Here is a 17194-nt window from a genome sequence, read left to right as displayed (position 1 = left end):
TCCCCGCCCCACCCTCCGGGCGACGGCGGGAACACGCCGTGACCGGTGGCCGGGGCCCCGGCCACCCCCCACGGTCCGGGTCGGCTCAACGCCCCCGCGCCAACCGTCCCCGCGCCACCAGTTCCAGCACCGCCGCCACCGCCACCGCCTGCACCACCAGCAGCGCCACCAGCACGAACAGCTGCACCGCGCCCGCCTCCCACGGTGACGCCCCGCCCAGCAGCATCCCCACGAACGCGCCCGGCAGCGTGACGAGGCCCACCGTCCTCGTCTGGTCGAGCCCCGGCAGCAGCGCGTCCGAGGCAGCCCTCCGCGCCACCTCCAGCCGCGCCTCCCGCACCGGCAGCCCGAGCGCGAGCCCCGCCTCCACCTCGCCCCGCCGCGTCTCCAGTTCATCGAGCGCGCGCCGCCCTCCGAGCACCGTGGCCGTCATCGCGCCGCCGATGAGGATGCCCGTCACGGGGATCAACGCGACTCCCCGCACCGGTACGAGCCCGGTGAGCACGAGCGCCCCGACGACCGGCGTCACGCCCGCCGCGATCGGCACCCCGGCCCACCACCGGCCGCGCCCCGGCGAGGGGATCACGCGCCGCCCGGCGGTCAGGACGGCCACCCCGTACATCAGGAGCAGAAACCCCAGCAGCAGCGGCAGCTGCCTCATCACCGCGCCGATGGCCAGCGACACGACGACGAGCTGAAGCGCCGCACGCCCACCGGCCACCAGGATGTCGCGGGCGCGGCCGAGCCGGGCGAGGGCGACCGCCCCGGCGGCTGCGGCGAGGAGAACGGCGAGAACCACCCCAAAGGTGACATTCACTTCCAGAAGCACACGGCAACCCTAGGTCGTGTCCGGAAGGCAGCGCCGTCTGCCCGCAGGGCAGGGCCCGCGGCGTCCGGTGCGTGCGATCGAGAAGGCGGAGGGTCGCCCTCGTACCGGGCGTACCCGGGGGACCCGGCAACGCGGCGAGCGTGCGTGCCAGGCGTCGCGGGCCAGGCGGGACATTACGGACACGGCCTAGCGAGGCACCGGAAGTGCCGCTCCGTCACATCACTCTCACGGTCCGACCTCTTGATGTGACGTGCCCATGTCGCCACTCTGTTACCTGGCGCACCCCCCACCGAAACCTGGCGCCGCCACGATGACCGGGCCGCCCGGCACCCGCTCAGGACGGCTCGGTCAAGGTCCCCCCACACCAAGGGAGTTCGCATGCTCACCGCAAGCGTCTACGCGCGTCGAATAGCCCGTCGCGCGACCGTGCTCGCCGCCTCCGCCGCCCTCACCGTCACCGGCCTCCTCGCCACCGCCCCGACCGCCCAGGCCGCGATGCCGACCCCGGTCAGCGCCGCCACCGCCCGTACCTACCTCGCCTCGCTCACGGTGAAGGCGGAAGGTTCCTCCACCGGCTACAGCCGCGACCTCTTCCCGCACTGGAGCACCCAGTCCGGCGCCTGCAACACCCGCGAGGTCGTCCTCAAGCGCGACGGCGTGAACGTCGTCCAGGACTCCAGCTGTGCGGCGGTCAGCGGCAGTTGGTACTCCGAGTACGACGGTGCCACCTGGACCGTCGCCTCCGACCTCGACATCGACCACGTCGTGGCACTCGCCGAGGCATGGCGCTCGGGCGCGAACTCCTGGACCACCGCCCAGCGCCAGCAGTTCGCCAACGACCTGACCCGCCCGCAGCTCATCGCCGTCACCGACAACGTCAACCAGGCCAAGGGCGACCTCGACCCGGCCGAGTGGCTGCCCTCGCGCACCGCGTACCGCTGCACGTACGCCCGGGCGTGGGTGCACGTGAAGTACCACTGGGGCCTGAGCGTCGACTCCGCCGAGAAGAGCGCGCTCCAGTCGGTCCTGAACGCCTGCTGACACCGGCGGACGAGCCCGGAACCGCCCTGATCCTCTCCGCGTTCCGTACCGTACGGACACTCGCACGGTACGGAAGTCGTGCGCACGGACTCGTACCGTACGGAATCCGCGCGCGCGGACTCCGTACCCACGCGTTCGAACGCACGGATCCGAAGGCACGGAACTCGCACCGCGCAGGCGGGACGACGGAGGGGGAGCACGATGGCGGCCGGACTCAGACTGGGACCGCTGCTGCGGTACGTCGACGGGGTGAGCGGCGACTCCGCGACGGTGTGGGTCGAGGCCGACCGCCCGTGCACGGCGGAAGTCCGGTGCGAGAACGGCGCCAACGGCCGGACCCGTACCTTCCAGATCGCCGGTCACCACTACGCGCTGATCCCGGTGACGGGCCTGACCCCCGGCACCTCGACCCCGTACGAGATACGGCTCGACGGCCGGGCGGTCTGGCCGCCGCCGGACTCGCGCTTCCCGCCGAGCACGATCCGCACCCCGGTGTCGCCGAACGGCGCCATCACCGTCGCCTTCGGCTCCTGCCGCTGGGCGGCGAAGCCGGCGGCCGGCCGGGACCCGGTCGGCCCCGACGCGCTCGACACCCTGGCGACGCACCTGACCGCCCGCGCGGAAAGCGAACGGCCGGACATCCTGCTGCTGTTGGGCGACCAGGTGTACGCGGACGAGACCTCGACCGCCACCCGGCGCTGGCTCTCCGCCCGCCGGGATCCGCGCGACCCGCCGGGCGCGGAGGTAGGGGACTACGAGGAGTACACCCGGCTGTACGACGAGTCCTGGCAGGACCCGGAGGTCCGCTGGTTGCTCTCCACCGTGCCCAGCTGCATGATCTTCGACGACCACGACGTCATCGACGACTGGAACACCAGCGCCGCCTGGCTGGCGGGCATGCGCGCCACGCCGTGGTGGGGCGAGCGGGTGCTGAGCGGACTGATGTCGTACTGGGTGTACCAGCACCTCGGCAATCTGTCCCCCGCGGAGCTGGCGGCCGACCCGCTGTACGCGAAGGTGTGCGCCGCGCCCGACGGTACGGAGCTGCTGCGGCGGTTCGCGGCGGAGGCGGACGCCGATCCGGCGTGCGTGCGCTGGAGTTACCGCAGGGACTTCGGCCGGACGCGGCTGGTGATGGTCGACACCCGGGCGGCGCGCCTGCTGCGGGAGGACGGGCGGGCGATGCTGGACGAGACCGAGGCGGCCTGGGTGCGCGAGCAGGCGCTGGCCGGCGGTCCGGGCGCGTACGACCATCTTCTCGTCGGCAGTTCGTTGCCGTGGCTGCTGCCGCCGCTGATCCACGACGCGGAGCGCTGGAACGCGGCGCTGTGCCGGGGCGAGCGGGGCGGCCCGGAGGGGCGCTGGGCGCGGTTCGCGGAGGTTCTGCGGCAGCGCGCGGACCTGGAGCACTGGGCGGCGTTCCCGTCGTCGTTCGACACCCTCACCCGGCTGCTGGCCGAGGCGGGCAGCGGCCCGCAGGCACCGGCGACGGTGTGCGTCCTGTCCGGGGACGTCCACCACGCGTACGTGGCGGAACCGGAATGGCCCGTCGCCGGCCCCCCGGACGCCGGCGACGGCACCCCCGAGGCCGGTGGGGGCGGCGGCAGCACCGAGGCCCGCTCCGGTGCCACGCCCGAGCCCCGCACCGGCGCCACTCCCCAGGCCCGCGTCGTCCAACTGACGTGCTCACCGCTCCACAACGCGGTCCCTGCGTCGATACGGCTCGGCTTTCGCTTCGGCTGGAGCCGGGCGGGCCGCGCGCTGGGCAGGGTCCTGGCCCGCCACGGCCGGCTGGGCCGGTCGCCGGTCTCCTGGCGCCGAACGGGCGGCCCGTGGTTCGGGAACCAGCTGATGACGCTGCACCTCGACGGCCGCCGGGCGCGCCTGAGACTCGATCAGGCGCGCCCGAACGGGCGGTTGATGACGGTCGACGAACGGGCGATCGACGGCGGCAACCGCCCGTGACGCTCGCCACAGACTTCACAATGACCGAATGTTGAACTTGCAAGTATTCCTGAGGGGTGCCTAATCTGACGGCCTCATCGGTTCCGTCCCCCACGTTCCGTTTCCCTCGGAAGCGGACACGACCGAAGGAGTCCCGTCCCCATGAGCAACCTGGCGAACCGCCTCACCCAGGCTCAGCCGTACGCCCTCGGCCTGTTCCGCATCGTGGTCGGCCTGCTCTTCGCCTGCCACGGCGCGGCCTCGCTCTTCGGCGTCCTCGGCGGCGCGATGGGCGGCACCGTGCCCGCCGGCACCTGGCCGGGCTGGTACGCGGCCGTGATCCAGCTCGTCGCGGGCGTCCTGGTGCTGGCCGGCCTGGGTACCCGTACCGCAGCCTTCATAGCCTCGGGCTCGATGGCTTACGCGTACTTCAAGGTGCACCAGCCGGAGGCGCTCTTCCCGCTGCAGAACAGCGGAGAAAGCGCGGCGCTCTTCTGCTGGGCGTTCCTGCTGCTCGTCTTCACCGGCCCGGGTGCGCTGGCGCTCGACCGCCTGTTCGGCGCGCGCGGCGCGGAGACGGGCAAGCGCGAGGAGCAGCGCGCGCCGGTCACGGCGTAGGTCGTGTCCGGAAAGCAGCGCCGTCTGCCCGCAGGGTTACGGACCCGGCCTAGGGATCGGGCGTAAGACGGAGGTCAGGGGCCGGAAAACCGCGGGAGCGGCTTTCCGGCCCCACCCCTCTCCCCCGCCCCGCCCCCGCGTACGCTCTAGCGCTGTGAACGTGCTCGACAGCATGGGGTCACTGAGGTCACTGACCGCGGGCCCGTGGATCTACGCGGCGGTGGCGACGTCGGTGCTTCTCGACGTCTTCCTGCCGGTGCTGCCGAGCGGCGTCCTGGTGATCACGGCCGCTACCGCGGCGGCGACCGCCACGGCGGCCTCCCCCGACGTGCCCTCCGTCCTCCCTCTGCTGCTGTGCGCGGCCACGGCCTCCGTCCTCGGCGACTTCGTGGCGTACCGGCTGGCCTGGCGCGGCGGAGCCCGGCTGGACCGGGCGATCGCCCGCTCGCGCCGCCTCACCCTGGCGCAGGAACGTCTCGGCACGGCGCTGGCGCGGGGCGGCGGCCTCCTCGTGGTGATCGCGCGCTTCGCTCCCGCGGGCCGCTCGGTGGTCTCGCTGGGCGCGGGCGCCGCCCGCCGCCGGATCGTGGAGTTCCTGCCGTGGTCGGCGCTCGCGGGGGTGGCCTGGGCGAGCTACAGCGTGGCGCTGGGCTGGTTCGGCGGGCTGTGGCTCGGGGCGACCTGGTTCGGCGCGGGGGTGTCGATCCTCGCGCTCTTCCTGGCGGGCGCCCTGGCGGCCTACGTCGTACGACGCCCGACTACCGCTGCGGCTGCGGCTCCGGCCTCCTGACCTGGTGCGCCGCGTCGGCGACGTCCGCGACCCGCGCACGGTGGCCCCCTCCGCGCACTTCGAGGCCGTCCAGGAGCCGTGCGGTCGCGGCCGCGATCTCGTCCACGGCCCGGTCGAACACCTCGCGGTTGTGCGCGGCGGGGTGATGGAAGCCGGAGACCTTGCGGACGTACTGCAGGGCGGCGGCGTGGATGTCGTCCTCGGTGGCCTCTTCGGGCAGGACGGGCGGTCGGAGGGTCTTGATACTGCGGCACATGCTCCCAGTGTGACGCGCCCCACCGACAGCGTCAGGTTCCCAGGCTCCGCCTGCTCCGCGCGTTGATCTCGGCGGCTCGCGCCCGCAGCTCCCGCAGGGGCGTGGCCGGCTGTACGTCCCCGGGGTCGGCCTCCCACGCGTGGCCGCCGTCGACCGACCGGATGAGGCACCGGCCGGCGACGCGGTCCACATAGAAGCCGACCCGCCCGGTGGCGGTGTCGCGTACGAGGTCACCGACCTCGGGCAGTGGCTGCACGAATCCCCTCCGTCCCGGAACCCCGGAGTCACAGGCGAGTCGGGGCCAGGCCCCGGATCTCTAGAGATACACCCAGACAAGCCGGGAGACCCCTCCCTGTCAACGTATCTCTAGAGATGTCCCCCGATGGACGGATCGACCGCACAGGTCGGCGCACACGCGTGCATCACCTCGCAGGAGGGCGCCGTAGGGTGTCCCGCAAACGAAGGGAGTGGTCCCCCCATGACTGACCAGGACAGCGGTCGTCGGCCCAAGTACCAGCGCATCGCCGACGAGTTGAGAACCGCCATCCAGTCAGGCGCCTTCGCCCCCGGCGACCGGCTCCCCGGCGAGAACGACCTCATGACGTCCTACGACGTGGCCCGGATGACGGCCCGCCAGGCGCTGTCCGTCCTGCGCAACGAGGGTCTGGCCGAGGCCCGTAAGGGCGCCGGCGTCTTCGTCCGCACGTTCCGGCCCCTGCGCCGACGCGGCATCCCGAGGCTGGCCCAGGGCCACTGGGGCACGGGCCACTCCGTGTGGTCGGCGGACGTCGAGGACCGCGCGCTGGTCGTGGACCAGATCGAGGTGGGCGAGACGGCGGCGACCGCCCGTGTCGCGGAGGCGCTGGGTCTGCCGCCGGACTCCCCCGTCTGCGTCCGCAGCCGCCGCTTCGTCCTGGACGGAAAACCGGTCCTGCTCTCCGTCTCGTACCTCCCCGCCACCCTCACCCAGGGCACCCCGATCACCACCCCGGACACGGGCCCGGGCGGCACCTACGCCCGCCTGACCGACCTGGGCCACGAACCGGCCCACTTCCGCGAAGAAATCCGCTGCCGCATGCCTACGGCAGCCGAATCGACCCGCCTGTCCCTCGAGCTCGGCACCCCGGTGATCCTGATCGCCCGCACGGCCTTCACGGCCAAGGGCACCCCGGTCGAACTCAACGAGATGACGCTGGACTCGTCGTCCTACGTCCTGGAATACGACTTCGACGCCTGACGCCGAAGACGCTGCCCGGCGAGGCGTACGCCACGTCCCCGTCGAACCACCGGGCCGCCCGGTCGACAGCGGTTTCGGGTTCGACCCCCGGCCCCACATGGGTGACCACGAGCCGCCCCACCCCGGCGTCGGCGGCGGTCCGCCCGGCCTGCTCGGCGGAGTGATGCCCGGCCCCCTCGCCATCGGCCTCACAGACGAACAGCTCGCAGCTCTCGGCCAGCTCGGTCAGCGCGGCACACGGCTCGGAGTCCCCCGAGTACGCGATCCGCCGCCCTTCGCCGTCCTCGACGCGCAGCCCGAAGGCGGGCATCCCCCCATGCTCGACGGCCCGGCTGCCCAGCACCAGCCCGCCGACCCGCGCCTCGTGCCCGTCGTACAACTCGGTCACGGCGAAGGCGTCCTCGACGGAACTGCGCCGGGGCCCATGGGTCAGGAACCCGGCCAGCCGCTCGGCGATCCCGGGCGGCCCGTACAGGGGCACGGGGGCATCGAGCCGGATGTCGGCGTAGAGGAGCCCGTAGTAGGCGGTCAGCAGGTCGGCGCAGTGATCGGCGTGCAGATGCGAGATCCACACGGCATCGACCTCCCCCAGCCCGACATACCGCTGCAGCTCCCCGAGCACCCCACTCCCGGCATCGACCCACACCCGAACCCCGCCCCCGTCGAGCAGATACCCGGAACAGGCGTTCCCCGGCCGCGGATAGGGCGTGGCGGACCCGAGCACAGCGATTCTCAACGCGTCACCGTCCATTCCCGAAGCCTAGTCCGGCGCCTCCGCGACCCATCCCCGGAACATCTCCAGAACGTCGGTCAGGTTGCCCGGGCCACACGAAGCGTCGAAACACCGGTCCCGGACCCGTGCGAAAACCCAGTCCTGACCGTCCCGCTCGAGGACGTACTCAAGATCCCCGCGCTCAGCGAGCGAAGTCCCCTCGAGATCGATCCTGACGTGCCACCCAGGGTTGTCGAGCGTCTCGATCGTGACCCCCCACTCGTGCTCCCAGTCACCATCGCACTGCCTGGCATACCACCCTTGCAGCCAGTCGAGCACAGACCCCGCGCCACCCATGGCGCCTGATCCTAGGCGCAGCTTCGTAGCTCCGGCGCATCAGCCTCAGAGGTGAGCCTTCGCTCGACGGGCAGGTCGCCCGGAGTCGCCCGACGCGCGAAGGGGGCGAACACCCGCACGTGCTTCGGGCGTTACCCCTCTAGCCTGGAGCTCGTGCAACTTCGAGACGTTCCCTCCCTCTGGCACCTGCGCATGGTCAACGGCGGCCTCGCCCACATCCGGGCAGACGGCTACGCGGAGGTCGACGGCTCCTACGTCTTCGATGTCATGGCCAGGGCACCCCTTGCCTACCAGGCTCACGTAGCCGTCACGTCGTCGACGCCGGCCGCCCCGGAAAGTGTGTGCGTCACCGTTGCCCGCATCCCCATGAGCGCAGTGGAAGAACTGCACACCGCCAAAATCGGCACGGACGAGCCCTACTGCGACTGCGACCGGAGGTGAACGTGTCCGGTGGGCCCAGCCACGCACCGCCAACCGACCCCAGGAAGCGGGTCCCCGCTCGACCCCGCTTGATCGAGCTTGATCCAGCTCGATCGAGCGCGTGCGGGTCGCACGTTGCCTCAGGCCCCGGGCCCAGTCGAATGGGCATGGGGCGCCTCGCTGCTGCGAATGATGCGCACCCCATCGGTCTCGGACGTGCGCTCGAACAGGTCGGGGAAACAAGCCCCGGGGGAGCTTCGCCAACCCATGGCCCCAGGGATCGCATGGCTACCGGCTGAGAATCTCGGCCAGGTCCAAGAACAGCGATACGCCGAAGACCGCCACCGCTCCGGCCGCGATCACAACGAGAATGACTACCGAGGCGAGCGCCATCATGATGCGTGTGCGTCGCACAGCCGACCTGTAGTCGCTGTCGTCGTCCCAGTTCTGATCAAGCATGGCAGCCCCCTCGGCAGGCACCGTACAGCGAAGGCCGACGGAGCGGCTTTGGGCGGGAGCTGCCATGGGGCGAGAGGCCCGGGGGCCCGTAAGCCAGGGCATCGAGCAGCGTGGGCGCGCAAACCTCCCCTGCATGCGTCGAGGCGTACGAGGAAGATCTCTTCAGGTCGCTGTCACGATGAACGCCTGCTGCCGCACAGCTCACCGGCCACCCCGCTGCGGTGTCCCCGACCTGGGAGTAAAGCTCGATTCGCGCCCACTGCGCGTCAGTCAACGGCACATACGAACAAAGACCGGCGGTACTGGTTGGAATGGCGCCGCTGTTTTTCAGGCGATCGGCCCAGTGCGCGGAGTGGCCCGAGGGCTCACCCGTGACCTGCGGAAAGATCCACGACGGGGGTTACCGCGGGTTCCGTCGCCGTGCACACAGGATCGTCACCGAACCGACATACCGAGCGGTCGGCAACCCTCTTACGCCGGGGCTATACCCATGAGTAACGTACGCGGACCACCAGCGCCACCCGCCCGTCCCCCGGGGCGGCAAGGAGCAAGATCGATGTCGTACCACCAGCCTTTCCCCGACCCACCGCCCATACCGCAGCACCGGAATGCCGGGCGGCACCGCCAAGAGGCGGCGTCGCAGTCCTGGGAGGGTGGATCGCCGTCCTGGGACACCGATCCACAGGCAGCCTGGGACTCGTCCCCGCGGGCGTGGGACTCCTCGCCGCAGCAGGGCTGGCACTCCGCGCAGCAGCCCTGGGACGCGTCCCCGCAGCCGCAACCGCCCGCCGCCACCGACGATCGTGATGATCTGCACCGGCTCGGATCGGCCTACCGCAGGCTCCGCCGCGTCGCCACCTTCACCGCGCTCGGCTATTTCGTCATCTTCCTTTTCCTGTCCGGCTACGCCCCCTCGATGATGACCGGCAACATCACCGGTGGTCTCACCACCGGTCTGGTCCTGGGGCTCCTCCAGCTGCCCGTGGCGCTGGCTGCGATCGCGCTGTACGAGCGGATCGCACGCAACCGCGTCGACCCGCTCGCCGCGGCGATCCGCGAACGCGCCGAGCAGGCGGCAGCGGCAGCCGCGCCCCGGCCAGAACGCCAGAGCGGCTCCGGACGTCCCGTGTGGCAGCAGCCCACCGGAGGTGCGCGCGCATGACCAGCTTCAGCTCCGGGGCCCAGACCATGTCGCTGATGGCGTTCATCGCGGTCATCACTGTCACGCTGCTGCTGTGCGTGATGACCGGCCCCGATCGTGATGACCTGGGCGAGTTCTACACCGGCTACCGCTCGCTCTCCCCCGTGCAGAGCGGCCTCGCGATCGCCGGCGACTACGTCTCCGCCGGCACCGTGCTCGGCACCATCGGCATCATCGCGCTCGTCGGCTACGACGGCGTCACGCTCGCCCTGAGCACCGTGCTCTCGCTGGTCCTGATGATGTTCCTGCTCGCCGAACCGCTGCGTAACGCCGGCCGGTTCACGATCGGCGACGTCTTCACCCGGCGTCTCCCCGGCCCCGCCGTGCGGATCACCACGGCCGCGGTCACCCTGACCGCACTGCTGCCGCTGGTGATCTTCCAGCTCGCGGGCGCCGGCGACCTCCTCTCCGTCGTCCTCGGCTTCGACGCCGACGGCTTCAAGACCGGCGCGATCGTGTTCCTGGGCCTGCTGATGATCGCGTACGCGGCGATCGGCGGCATGAAGGGCACCGCCTTCATCCAGATCGTCAAGACCGTCGTCCTCCTCGGCGCGTCCCTCGCGATCGCCGCGCTCATCCTCAACCGCTTCGACTTCAGCCTGCCCTCCCTGCTGGACGCCGCCAAGCGCGGCAGCGGGGCGGGAGACGCCTATCTCGCCTCCGGTCTGCAGTTCGGCGGCAACGAACTCGACATGATCAGTACTCAGTTGACAGTCGTGCTCGGCGCCGCGGTGCTGCCGCAGATCACCATGCGCATGTTCACCGCGCGCAGCGCGGCAGCCGTGCGGCGCTCGATGTCCTGGGCCGTGTCGACCGTCGTCGTGACCTGTCTGCTGATCACGGTCATCGGCTTCGGCGCGGCGGCGATCGTCGGCCACCAGGGGATCGTCGCCGGCGACCCGCAGGGCAAGACAGCGTTCCTCATGGTCAGCCAGGCCGTCATGGGCACGGACCAGACGACCGTCGAGACACTGCTGTTCACGGCCGTGGCGACAGCCATCTTCCTCACCCTGCTGGCCTCGGTCGCCGGGATCACCCTCGCCTGCGCCAACACCCTGGCGCACGACCTCATCACGCACGGGCTGCGCCGCAAGGCGCAACTGAAGGACTCCGTAGAGATGGCCATCGCCCGGACCGCCGCGGCGGGCGTCGGGCTCGTGGCGATCGCGATCGCCGCCGGTGCGCGGCATCTGAACCTTCAGGCACTGCTCACCCTGTCGTTCTGCATCGGCGCGTCCGCGGTCGCACCGGCCCTCATCTACAGCCTCTTCTGGCGCCGCTACTCCCGTGCGGGACTGCTCTGCACCCTCATCGTGGGCAGCGCCTCCGCGTTCATCCTCATGACCGGCAGCAACCTGGTGTCCGGATCGCCCCAGGCGATCTTCCCGGACCAGGACTTCAACTGGTTCCCGTTCACCACGTCGGGCATCCTCTCGGCCCCGCTGGGCTTCCTCGCGGGCTGGCTCGGCACGGTGCTCTACGAACGCGACCCGGCCGACCAGCGCATGCGGTACGAAGCGGTGGAGGAGACGATCCTGGCCGGCACACCCGCGGCGAACAGCCCCTCCGCGTCCTGACGCACACGCCCCGACGAAAGGCGCCCGGCCTGATGTTCCCGGCCGGGCGCCCTTTCGGCTGTGCCGAGGTGCCTAGGGCCTCTCGTTTGGACCGACTCACCCGCCGCAGCAGCTCGCACAAGGGCTCCCGCCCAGACACCCGCCCCACTTCATGGGCTTGGGCAGCCAAGTGCTTCACCGCACTCCTGTCGTCATCGCTCGTCATGGAGCTCATCGTTCCCGCAGATAGGGAGCTCCGTTGGCCGATGAAGGCTGGAAAGTTCCTCGACCACGCCCAGCCTGAGGACCCTTCGGACCACTGCCTTGTAAGCCTGGCGCACCCGGCGGACACGTCCTCCCTGGTCATCCGTCATCCGAGGAGCCAGGCCTGTCGATACAGCACCTGCACCGCCACGCCCCCCGGTTGACCGTGGCTGACCGCTCGATCTGGCACGGATCTGGCACGGCTGACCTTCTCGGGGCGAACTATGGGCATGTTGCTGGAGACCCCTGGGCTGCTGACGACCTCAAGGGGGTCGACGGCGGCAGGGACAGGTCGACAGGGCTGTGCGTCGCTGCCGTAGGGCAAGCGTCAGGGAGTGCGACCAAGTGGTGCGCAGGTGGTTCCAAGCCCACCAGCCGACAGCACCGGTCGACTATCTGAGGCAGTGTCAGAGGCTGATGCGATGCTGGGGTCGTCGTGTGTGTAGCCCAGACGCGGAGTCAGCAAGTGCCCAAGAAGAAGAACAAGCGGAAATCCACCCGCTCGCAGGCGCCCAAGGGGAAAGCGGTAATTCTTTATCATGACATGGCCGTATATGAAAATTTCGAACGCTGCGCGCCTCGGATTTTCGAGGTCATATCCAAGGCCCAGGAAATGAGACCAAACTCGCCGCGCATCCTGTATTTTCGCGTACAAGGCCATCGAAACAGTGCGAATGGATATGATCATGACGCCTGGGAGATGATCCGACACTTCTTGCCCGACGTAGCACTTCCCTATCTGACAGAACTGCACACGCCGCTCTACTCTGTGAAGGATAACCGTAGACAGAAAAACGATATACCTGACGAAATGCGAGTCGGTTACCCAAAGGGTGAAGAAAAATCGTTCTGGTACGACATTGAATCCCTACCCCTCCGCGTGAGGGAGACAGAGGCAAGCAACAGGAAGACCTACCCGACCAAACGAGCCATCATGGAGTACCTCGATATTGGAGAAGAGTGCTTGATCTGTTGGGGTTCCCCAGTCGAAAGAGCCCATGTCGTCCCTGCCTCGCTGGGCGGCTCCATGGACGTCCGCAACTTCGCTCTCTTGTGTGCAGATCACCATAAGCAGGCACCGGACATCGCCGATGCAGAGGCCTTCTGGGCTTGGGTAGACTATGCAGAATTGCGAGATTCCGGCAGCAAGTGGCAGCGAGCGCCAGAAGAAGTGAAGTTGTGGGTGAAGGAACATGGTGGCAGGACTGAACCCATCGATCATAGCGAAATGGAGTTCCTCGCTGCCGTCCAGTTCGAGCTGCGCCATTTGTACGGCTGGTCAGACAGAGAATTTTCAGCCATGTCGTGGGACTTGATGAACGAATATCACCGAGTCCTAGATTCAGCAACGGGACGTCACTTTGCCGTCGAAAAGAAGGTGTCCACCCACGCATGGGCTTACCATGTGGCTCGGCTGAGGCTGGCCTCCCGCTCCAAATAGGCGCGGCCTGCCACATTCGGCCGTCACGCACCCCGCTCACCTTCGTCACCACTCACCCCAACTTCCATCCCGTCTGCCGTCGACCCACACACCGTGGAGCGGGCGCGGTGCCGGGCGTCCAGGTGGAGCGCGCCACTGTACGAACGACCTGGACGCCCGGTGCCGTGTCTGCTCGGCTTGTCCTGGGTCGATGGCGGACGGGATGGGAGTTCCCCACCGCCACACCCCACCGGCCGGCACCCGCGTACGGCGCCCCCGCCATCCCGGAGTCGGAGCGCCCCCGCCGGAGGCATGTCGGTGACGGGGAGGGACCGCGGCGCCGGTTGGGGGCTCGGCTCATGCCCTTGGGCCTGTCCCACTCGCAGGGGCGGGCGTCGGCGCAGCGCGCGCGGAGCGGGCCGAAGGCAGGAGCGTCGCGCGGAGCGGAGCCGGGAAGCCCGCCCGGCGGAGCGGAACGCGGAGCCGGGTGCTTGATGAGGTAGAGAAACCTGTAACAGCTCGCCTTAGAAGCGGGCGAAGATCACCGTTGCATCGTCGTGCGTCTTGGAGCGGGGCCATCGCTCAAGGTCGATGTCGCTGCGCTCCGCGTCGCGGACCTGGCCGATGAGGTTGGCTGTGCCGTGGTGCTCCAACACGTCGAGACACGTGGGCCATGTGCCAAGGGCGAAGGTGTCCACGAAACGGGCGGCGCCGTCGGTGAGGAGGGCTGCTCGCTCCAACTGCGCAATGGGCATCCGACCCATGAGGGCTTCGTTCGCGGCCTCGGGCTCCGCAGCAGCCACCCAGTACCCGCCCGGCCGGTTCCGTATCGCCCTCTCGGCTTCCACCAACGCTGTGTGCGCCGCCAGCTCCCCCCTCGACCCCCGCCCCGCCGTACGAAGGGCGGCCCGCTCCTCGCTCGCCACGCGTGCCAAGCGTTGATCCGTGACGACCTCGGGGTCTCGGCCGTCATCGAGGACGAGAACGGCGTCCCCCAGCACCAGCCACTCCACGTCCTGCCCGCGGCTTCGGAGCGCGGCGACCGTCGCTGACGGGGAGAACGGACTTCCCACATCACACGTCGCCCGGTGCAGCTGCGCCGTGCCCTCGATGGCGGTGGCGAGACAGCGGGCCAAGTCCCGTCCGCTCTGGACGGCTTCGCGGTGCAGCATGGTTCCGAGCCTACGGGCGAACCAGGCCACGCCGTGGACGCACCCAGTGGGCAGTCCGTTCGGGGTGCCGGCGCCGTCCAGCACCACTGCGCACTCGGGGCTGGCGATCGCGAAGTCCTCGTTGCGGCCGCCGGGGCGGGGAAGGCTGGTGAGGGAGACGTGCACGTCAGATCACCTCGTGCGACAGCACCTCGCTGGCCGCACGGCTGGCCGTGATCGTCTTGGTTCCCTGCTCGTAGTCGCACTCGATGACCATCGAGAACTCGGCCGTTCCGGCTCGGCTGTAGAGGTCGGCGAGATTCTCTGCCAGGAAGTGCGCCACCCCGAGCGAGCCGACCGCGTGGACACCGGCGATCAGCAGGAAGGTGCCCTGGCCGTCGGGCCTCGGGAGCCTGCCGAGGTAGGCAACATCCGACAGGGCGGGGTCGTCCGGGTCGTCGCTCGGTGAGGTGTACGTCTTGCCACTGTCCCGCTCGATGAGGGCCCACCGGCCGTCCAGCAGCATCTCGTACGAGAGGCGTGGGTCGGCCTGAAGGGCTGCTGCCGTCACGGGGGAGGTCTTGGGGCCGCAGACGACGATGAGGTCGTCACGGTCGAGGTCGATCTCGCCCGACGTCGGGATGTACCCCAGGTCGCCCTCCAGCTGGAGGTGATGCGCGAGAGCCAACAGCTTCTGGCCCGTCGAGCTGTCCTCGAGGGCCACGTAGTCCCGCTCTCCCGGCCGCATCGGTACGAGCACCTGCGCATGCTGGGTCCCGAGAAATGCGCGCTCCGGCGGCGGGCCGGCGTCTCGGAGCTGGGCAACGCGCGCTCTGCTCACACCCATGAGCTTTGCTACGTCGGCCATCGAGTGTCCGTGGTCGCGGAGCCACGCAATGCTCTCTTTGCGCATGCGCGAGGTCTCGACGACGGCCGCTTGCAGCTCCGTCATCAGTTCCACGGCGGCCTTCGCGCGGAGCGCGTGATCTTGCATGGCGGCGACGCGCCGCACTTCTTCAATCACGGCGAACACCTCGCGGAACCGGACGGGGATCTGACTTCATACCCGACATGCTAAGGGGGGCTTGACACCTCGCACCAGTCGCGTGCATCTTGGGTGGTAACCCCCCCTTAACGCAGTGGGGGAACGACGCTCGGGCTGTTAAGCCCCCCTTACCGGGAGAGTGGACATGTCGTCCTTCAAGATCGATCTTTCGACTGCCGTGGTGTTCGTCGCGACCGCTCCGACGCCCAAGCTCGTGAGCAAGCAGACCGGTGAGCGCGCGATGGACCGGGAGACCGGTGCGGGCCTTTCGACTGTGGGTCTGCTGATCTCGGACGAAGGTGAGGGCAACCTCTACCAGGTGACCGTCCCGGAGACCGGCCTCCCCGACAACCTGATGCCGGGGACCCCGGTGTCGGTGATCGGCCTGAAGGCCCGGGACTGGGAGAACACGTTCAACGGCCAGACCCGGCACGGGATCTCGTTCCGGGCCGTCGCGGTCACGCCGATGGGGGCCTGATCATGACGGACCTGTCGCCCTTATGGGAGGTCGGCCTCCCGCTCGCCGGAACGGCCGGCGGTCTCGGGTACGCGAAGGTGCGGGCGCCTCGCGTGTTCTGGTCGCTGGTCGGACTGCCCGTCACGCAGGTGCGGTTGGCGATGACGTACCGCTCGACGATGGACGTGTGCGGGCTGACGGTGCAGCCCTCCCGCCTGCGGGCGTTCATGGTCCGCAGCGTGGCTCGTCGCAGTGACGTGCAGCCGGTGCCGCCGAAGATCCGCCGGGTGCGGGGCACGTCGACCGGGATGCGGGTGACGCTTCGCCTTCCGGCCGGTCTGGAGCCCGCTGATGTGATGGCCGCCTCCGAACGGCTCCGGCACGCCTGGGGCGTCCACTCGGTCAACGTGATCGAGACCAAGCCCGGCTTCGTCGAGCTGCGGATGACCGGCTACGACGTCCTGCGGCGGGTGAAGATGCCGCGCCGCTCGCGCTGCGGGCCGATGACGGTCCCGGTGGCACTGCGGGAGGACGGCACCGCGTTCGTCCGGGACTACCTGAAAGTCCCGCACGCGCTGACGCTCGGCGCGAACCAGTCGGGCAAGTCCATGTATCAGCGCAACCTCATCGCCGGGCTCGCCCGGCTCGATGTCGCGCTGGTGGGGATCGACTGCAAGCGGGGCGTCGAACAGCGCGGCTACTCGCCACGCCTGTCGGCTCTCGCGGTCACGCCCGAGGAAGCCTGCGGGCTTCTGGACGCGCTCGTGGAGGAGATGGAAGCCCGCTTCGACCTGCTCAGCGAGCATGGTGCCGCCGATGTGTGGGCTCTGCCGGAGAAGGTGCGGCCGGTGCCGGTCGTGGTCCTGGTGGACGAGGTCGCCGAGCTGTTCCTCGTGGCGGGAAAGAAGGACGAAGAACGGCGGGACCGGATGGTCATGCAGATGATCCGCCTTGGGCAGATGGCCCGCGCGGCCGGCATCTTCCTGGAGGTCTGCGGCCAGCGTTTCGGCTCCGACCTCGGCAAAGGCGCCACCACACTCCGCGCCCAGCTCACCGGCCGCGTGGTCCACCGTGTCAACGACAAGCAGACCGCCGACATGGGCCTGGGCGACATCGCCCCGGACGCGGTGGTCGCGGTGACGACGATCCCGCCCGACCGGCCCGGTGTCGCGGTGGCCGGCGACTCCTCCGGCGGCTGGTCCCGCATCCGCACCCCCGAGCTCACCGCCGCCGACGCGGCCACCATCTGTGCCGAGTACGCGCATCTGACCCCGGCCCTTCAGCGCCTGGCCGCCTACCGGCCGGTGCAGCTCATCGCGGGCAAGCCCGTCCCGCCGATGCCGCTGTTCAAGCCGCTTCCGGCAACCGACTGACCCTCCCTTCCCGCCGGTTGGCGTGACCGTCTCGCGCCAGGTCCCTACCCGACCCACGCCTGAA

19 protein-coding genes are annotated in these 17194 nt (G+C 69.9%); 11 read left to right on the top strand and 8 right to left on the bottom strand.

Annotated features, from left to right (window positions below; genetic code table 11):
- Positions 1 to 85 precede the first annotated feature (85 nt).
- Positions 86 to 829, bottom strand: coding sequence for an ABC transporter permease (locus tag IE136_RS00475; protein ID WP_189599117.1), 744 nt, complete (start codon positions 827 to 829; stop codon positions 86 to 88).
- A gap of 378 nt (positions 830 to 1207) precedes the next feature.
- Here IE136_RS00475 and IE136_RS00470 point away from each other — a divergent pair, with 378 nt between their 5' ends.
- The 4 genes from IE136_RS00470 to IE136_RS00455 all read left to right on the top strand — a co-directional run bounded on the left by IE136_RS00470 (position 1208) and on the right by IE136_RS00455 (position 5222).
- Entirely contained in the window at positions 1208 to 1870 is a 663-nt protein-coding gene (locus IE136_RS00470) for an HNH endonuclease family protein (RefSeq protein ID WP_189599116.1), read from the top strand.
- A gap of 201 nt (positions 1871 to 2071) precedes the next feature.
- Positions 2072 to 3835 (top strand): alkaline phosphatase D family protein, encoded by a 1764-nt coding sequence (locus IE136_RS00465; RefSeq protein ID WP_189599115.1) that lies wholly within the window; start codon positions 2072 to 2074, stop codon positions 3833 to 3835.
- 141 nt (positions 3836 to 3976) lie between these two features.
- Positions 3977 to 4432, top strand: a complete 456-nt coding sequence (locus tag IE136_RS00460) for a DoxX family protein (RefSeq protein ID WP_373308960.1) — start codon at positions 3977 to 3979, stop codon at positions 4430 to 4432.
- A 172-nt stretch (positions 4433 to 4604) separates the two neighbouring features.
- Positions 4605 to 5222 (top strand): DedA family protein, encoded by a 618-nt coding sequence (locus tag IE136_RS00455; RefSeq protein WP_373308986.1) that lies wholly within the window; start codon positions 4605 to 4607, stop codon positions 5220 to 5222.
- Here the strand turns inward: IE136_RS00455 and IE136_RS00450 are convergent.
- Positions 5191 to 5478 carry a DUF2277 domain-containing protein gene (locus IE136_RS00450; RefSeq protein ID WP_229818575.1) on the bottom strand — a complete coding sequence of 96 codons (288 nt, stop codon included), beginning with the start codon at positions 5476 to 5478 and terminating at the stop codon, positions 5191 to 5193. The genes IE136_RS00455 and IE136_RS00450 overlap by 32 nt on opposite strands.
- 31 nt (positions 5479 to 5509) lie before the next feature.
- Entirely contained in the window at positions 5510 to 5734 is a 225-nt protein-coding gene (locus IE136_RS00445) for a hypothetical protein (protein WP_158986913.1), read from the bottom strand.
- 222 nt (positions 5735 to 5956) lie between these two features.
- Here IE136_RS00445 and IE136_RS00440 point away from each other — a divergent pair, with 222 nt between their 5' ends.
- Positions 5957 to 6715 carry a GntR family transcriptional regulator gene (locus tag IE136_RS00440; RefSeq protein WP_189599114.1) on the top strand — a complete coding sequence of 253 codons (759 nt, stop codon included), beginning with the start codon at positions 5957 to 5959 and terminating at the stop codon, positions 6713 to 6715.
- On the opposite strand, the gene IE136_RS00435 is transcribed toward IE136_RS00440, so the two are convergent.
- Together IE136_RS00435 and IE136_RS00430 are read right to left on the bottom strand one after the other, a co-directional pair.
- Positions 6657 to 7466 carry an MBL fold metallo-hydrolase gene (locus IE136_RS00435; protein ID WP_189599113.1) on the bottom strand — a complete coding sequence of 270 codons (810 nt, stop codon included), beginning with the start codon at positions 7464 to 7466 and terminating at the stop codon, positions 6657 to 6659. The genes IE136_RS00440 and IE136_RS00435 overlap by 59 nt on opposite strands.
- Before the next feature lie 9 nt (positions 7467 to 7475).
- The gene (locus IE136_RS00430) at positions 7476 to 7784 is read right to left on the bottom strand and encodes an immunity 53 family protein (RefSeq protein WP_189599112.1); all 309 of its coding nucleotides are present in this window, start codon (positions 7782 to 7784) and stop codon (positions 7476 to 7478) included.
- Positions 7785 to 7937: 153 nt separating this feature from the next.
- Between IE136_RS00430 and IE136_RS00425 the strand changes: the two genes are divergently transcribed.
- Positions 7938 to 8225, top strand: a complete 288-nt coding sequence (locus tag IE136_RS00425) for a hypothetical protein (protein ID WP_189599111.1) — start codon at positions 7938 to 7940, stop codon at positions 8223 to 8225.
- A gap of 267 nt (positions 8226 to 8492) precedes the next feature.
- Here IE136_RS00425 and IE136_RS00420 read toward each other — a convergent pair whose 3' ends face one another.
- Positions 8493 to 8663: a hypothetical protein gene (locus IE136_RS00420; RefSeq protein WP_158986923.1), complete on the bottom strand. Its 171-nt coding sequence runs from the start codon at positions 8661 to 8663 to the stop codon at positions 8493 to 8495.
- A 556-nt stretch (positions 8664 to 9219) separates the two neighbouring features.
- Between IE136_RS00420 and IE136_RS00415 the strand changes: the two genes are divergently transcribed.
- The 3 genes from IE136_RS00415 (at position 9220) to IE136_RS35280 (ending at position 13125) form a co-directional block, all read left to right on the top strand.
- The gene (locus IE136_RS00415; RefSeq protein WP_189599110.1) at positions 9220 to 9825 is read left to right on the top strand and encodes a DUF485 domain-containing protein; all 606 of its coding nucleotides are present in this window, start codon (positions 9220 to 9222) and stop codon (positions 9823 to 9825) included.
- Positions 9822 to 11441 carry a sodium/solute symporter gene (locus tag IE136_RS00410; protein WP_189599109.1) on the top strand — a complete coding sequence of 540 codons (1620 nt, stop codon included), beginning with the start codon at positions 9822 to 9824 and terminating at the stop codon, positions 11439 to 11441. The genes IE136_RS00415 and IE136_RS00410 overlap by 4 nt, the downstream gene beginning before the upstream one ends.
- Before the next feature lie 709 nt (positions 11442 to 12150).
- On the top strand, positions 12151 to 13125 hold the full coding sequence (locus tag IE136_RS35280; RefSeq protein WP_229818574.1) for an HNH endonuclease: 975 nt from the start codon (positions 12151 to 12153) through the stop codon (positions 13123 to 13125).
- 503 nt (positions 13126 to 13628) lie between these two features.
- On the opposite strand, the gene IE136_RS00400 is transcribed toward IE136_RS35280, so the two are convergent.
- Complete coding sequence (locus tag IE136_RS00400; RefSeq protein ID WP_189599108.1) at positions 13629 to 14441, bottom strand: protein phosphatase 2C domain-containing protein; 813 nt, start codon at positions 14439 to 14441, stop codon at positions 13629 to 13631.
- Position 14442: 1 nt separating this feature from the next.
- Entirely contained in the window at positions 14443 to 15279 is an 837-nt protein-coding gene (locus IE136_RS00395; RefSeq protein ID WP_189599107.1) for a sigma-70 family RNA polymerase sigma factor, read from the bottom strand.
- A 166-nt stretch (positions 15280 to 15445) separates the two neighbouring features.
- On the opposite strand from IE136_RS00395, the gene IE136_RS00390 reads away from it, so the two are divergent.
- The gene (locus tag IE136_RS00390; RefSeq protein WP_189599106.1) at positions 15446 to 15778 is read left to right on the top strand and encodes an SCO3933 family regulatory protein; all 333 of its coding nucleotides are present in this window, start codon (positions 15446 to 15448) and stop codon (positions 15776 to 15778) included.
- Between the two features lie 2 nt (positions 15779 to 15780).
- Positions 15781 to 17130 carry an FtsK/SpoIIIE domain-containing protein gene (locus IE136_RS00385; protein ID WP_189599105.1) on the top strand — a complete coding sequence of 450 codons (1350 nt, stop codon included), beginning with the start codon at positions 15781 to 15783 and terminating at the stop codon, positions 17128 to 17130.
- Positions 17131 to 17194 lie beyond the last annotated feature (64 nt).

Origin of the sequence: Streptomyces lateritius, from assembly GCF_014649715.1 — a bacterium.
Classification (GTDB): domain Bacteria; phylum Actinomycetota; class Actinomycetes; order Streptomycetales; family Streptomycetaceae; genus Streptomyces; species Streptomyces lateritius.
This window is presented reverse-complemented; position numbering and strand designations above follow the sequence as displayed.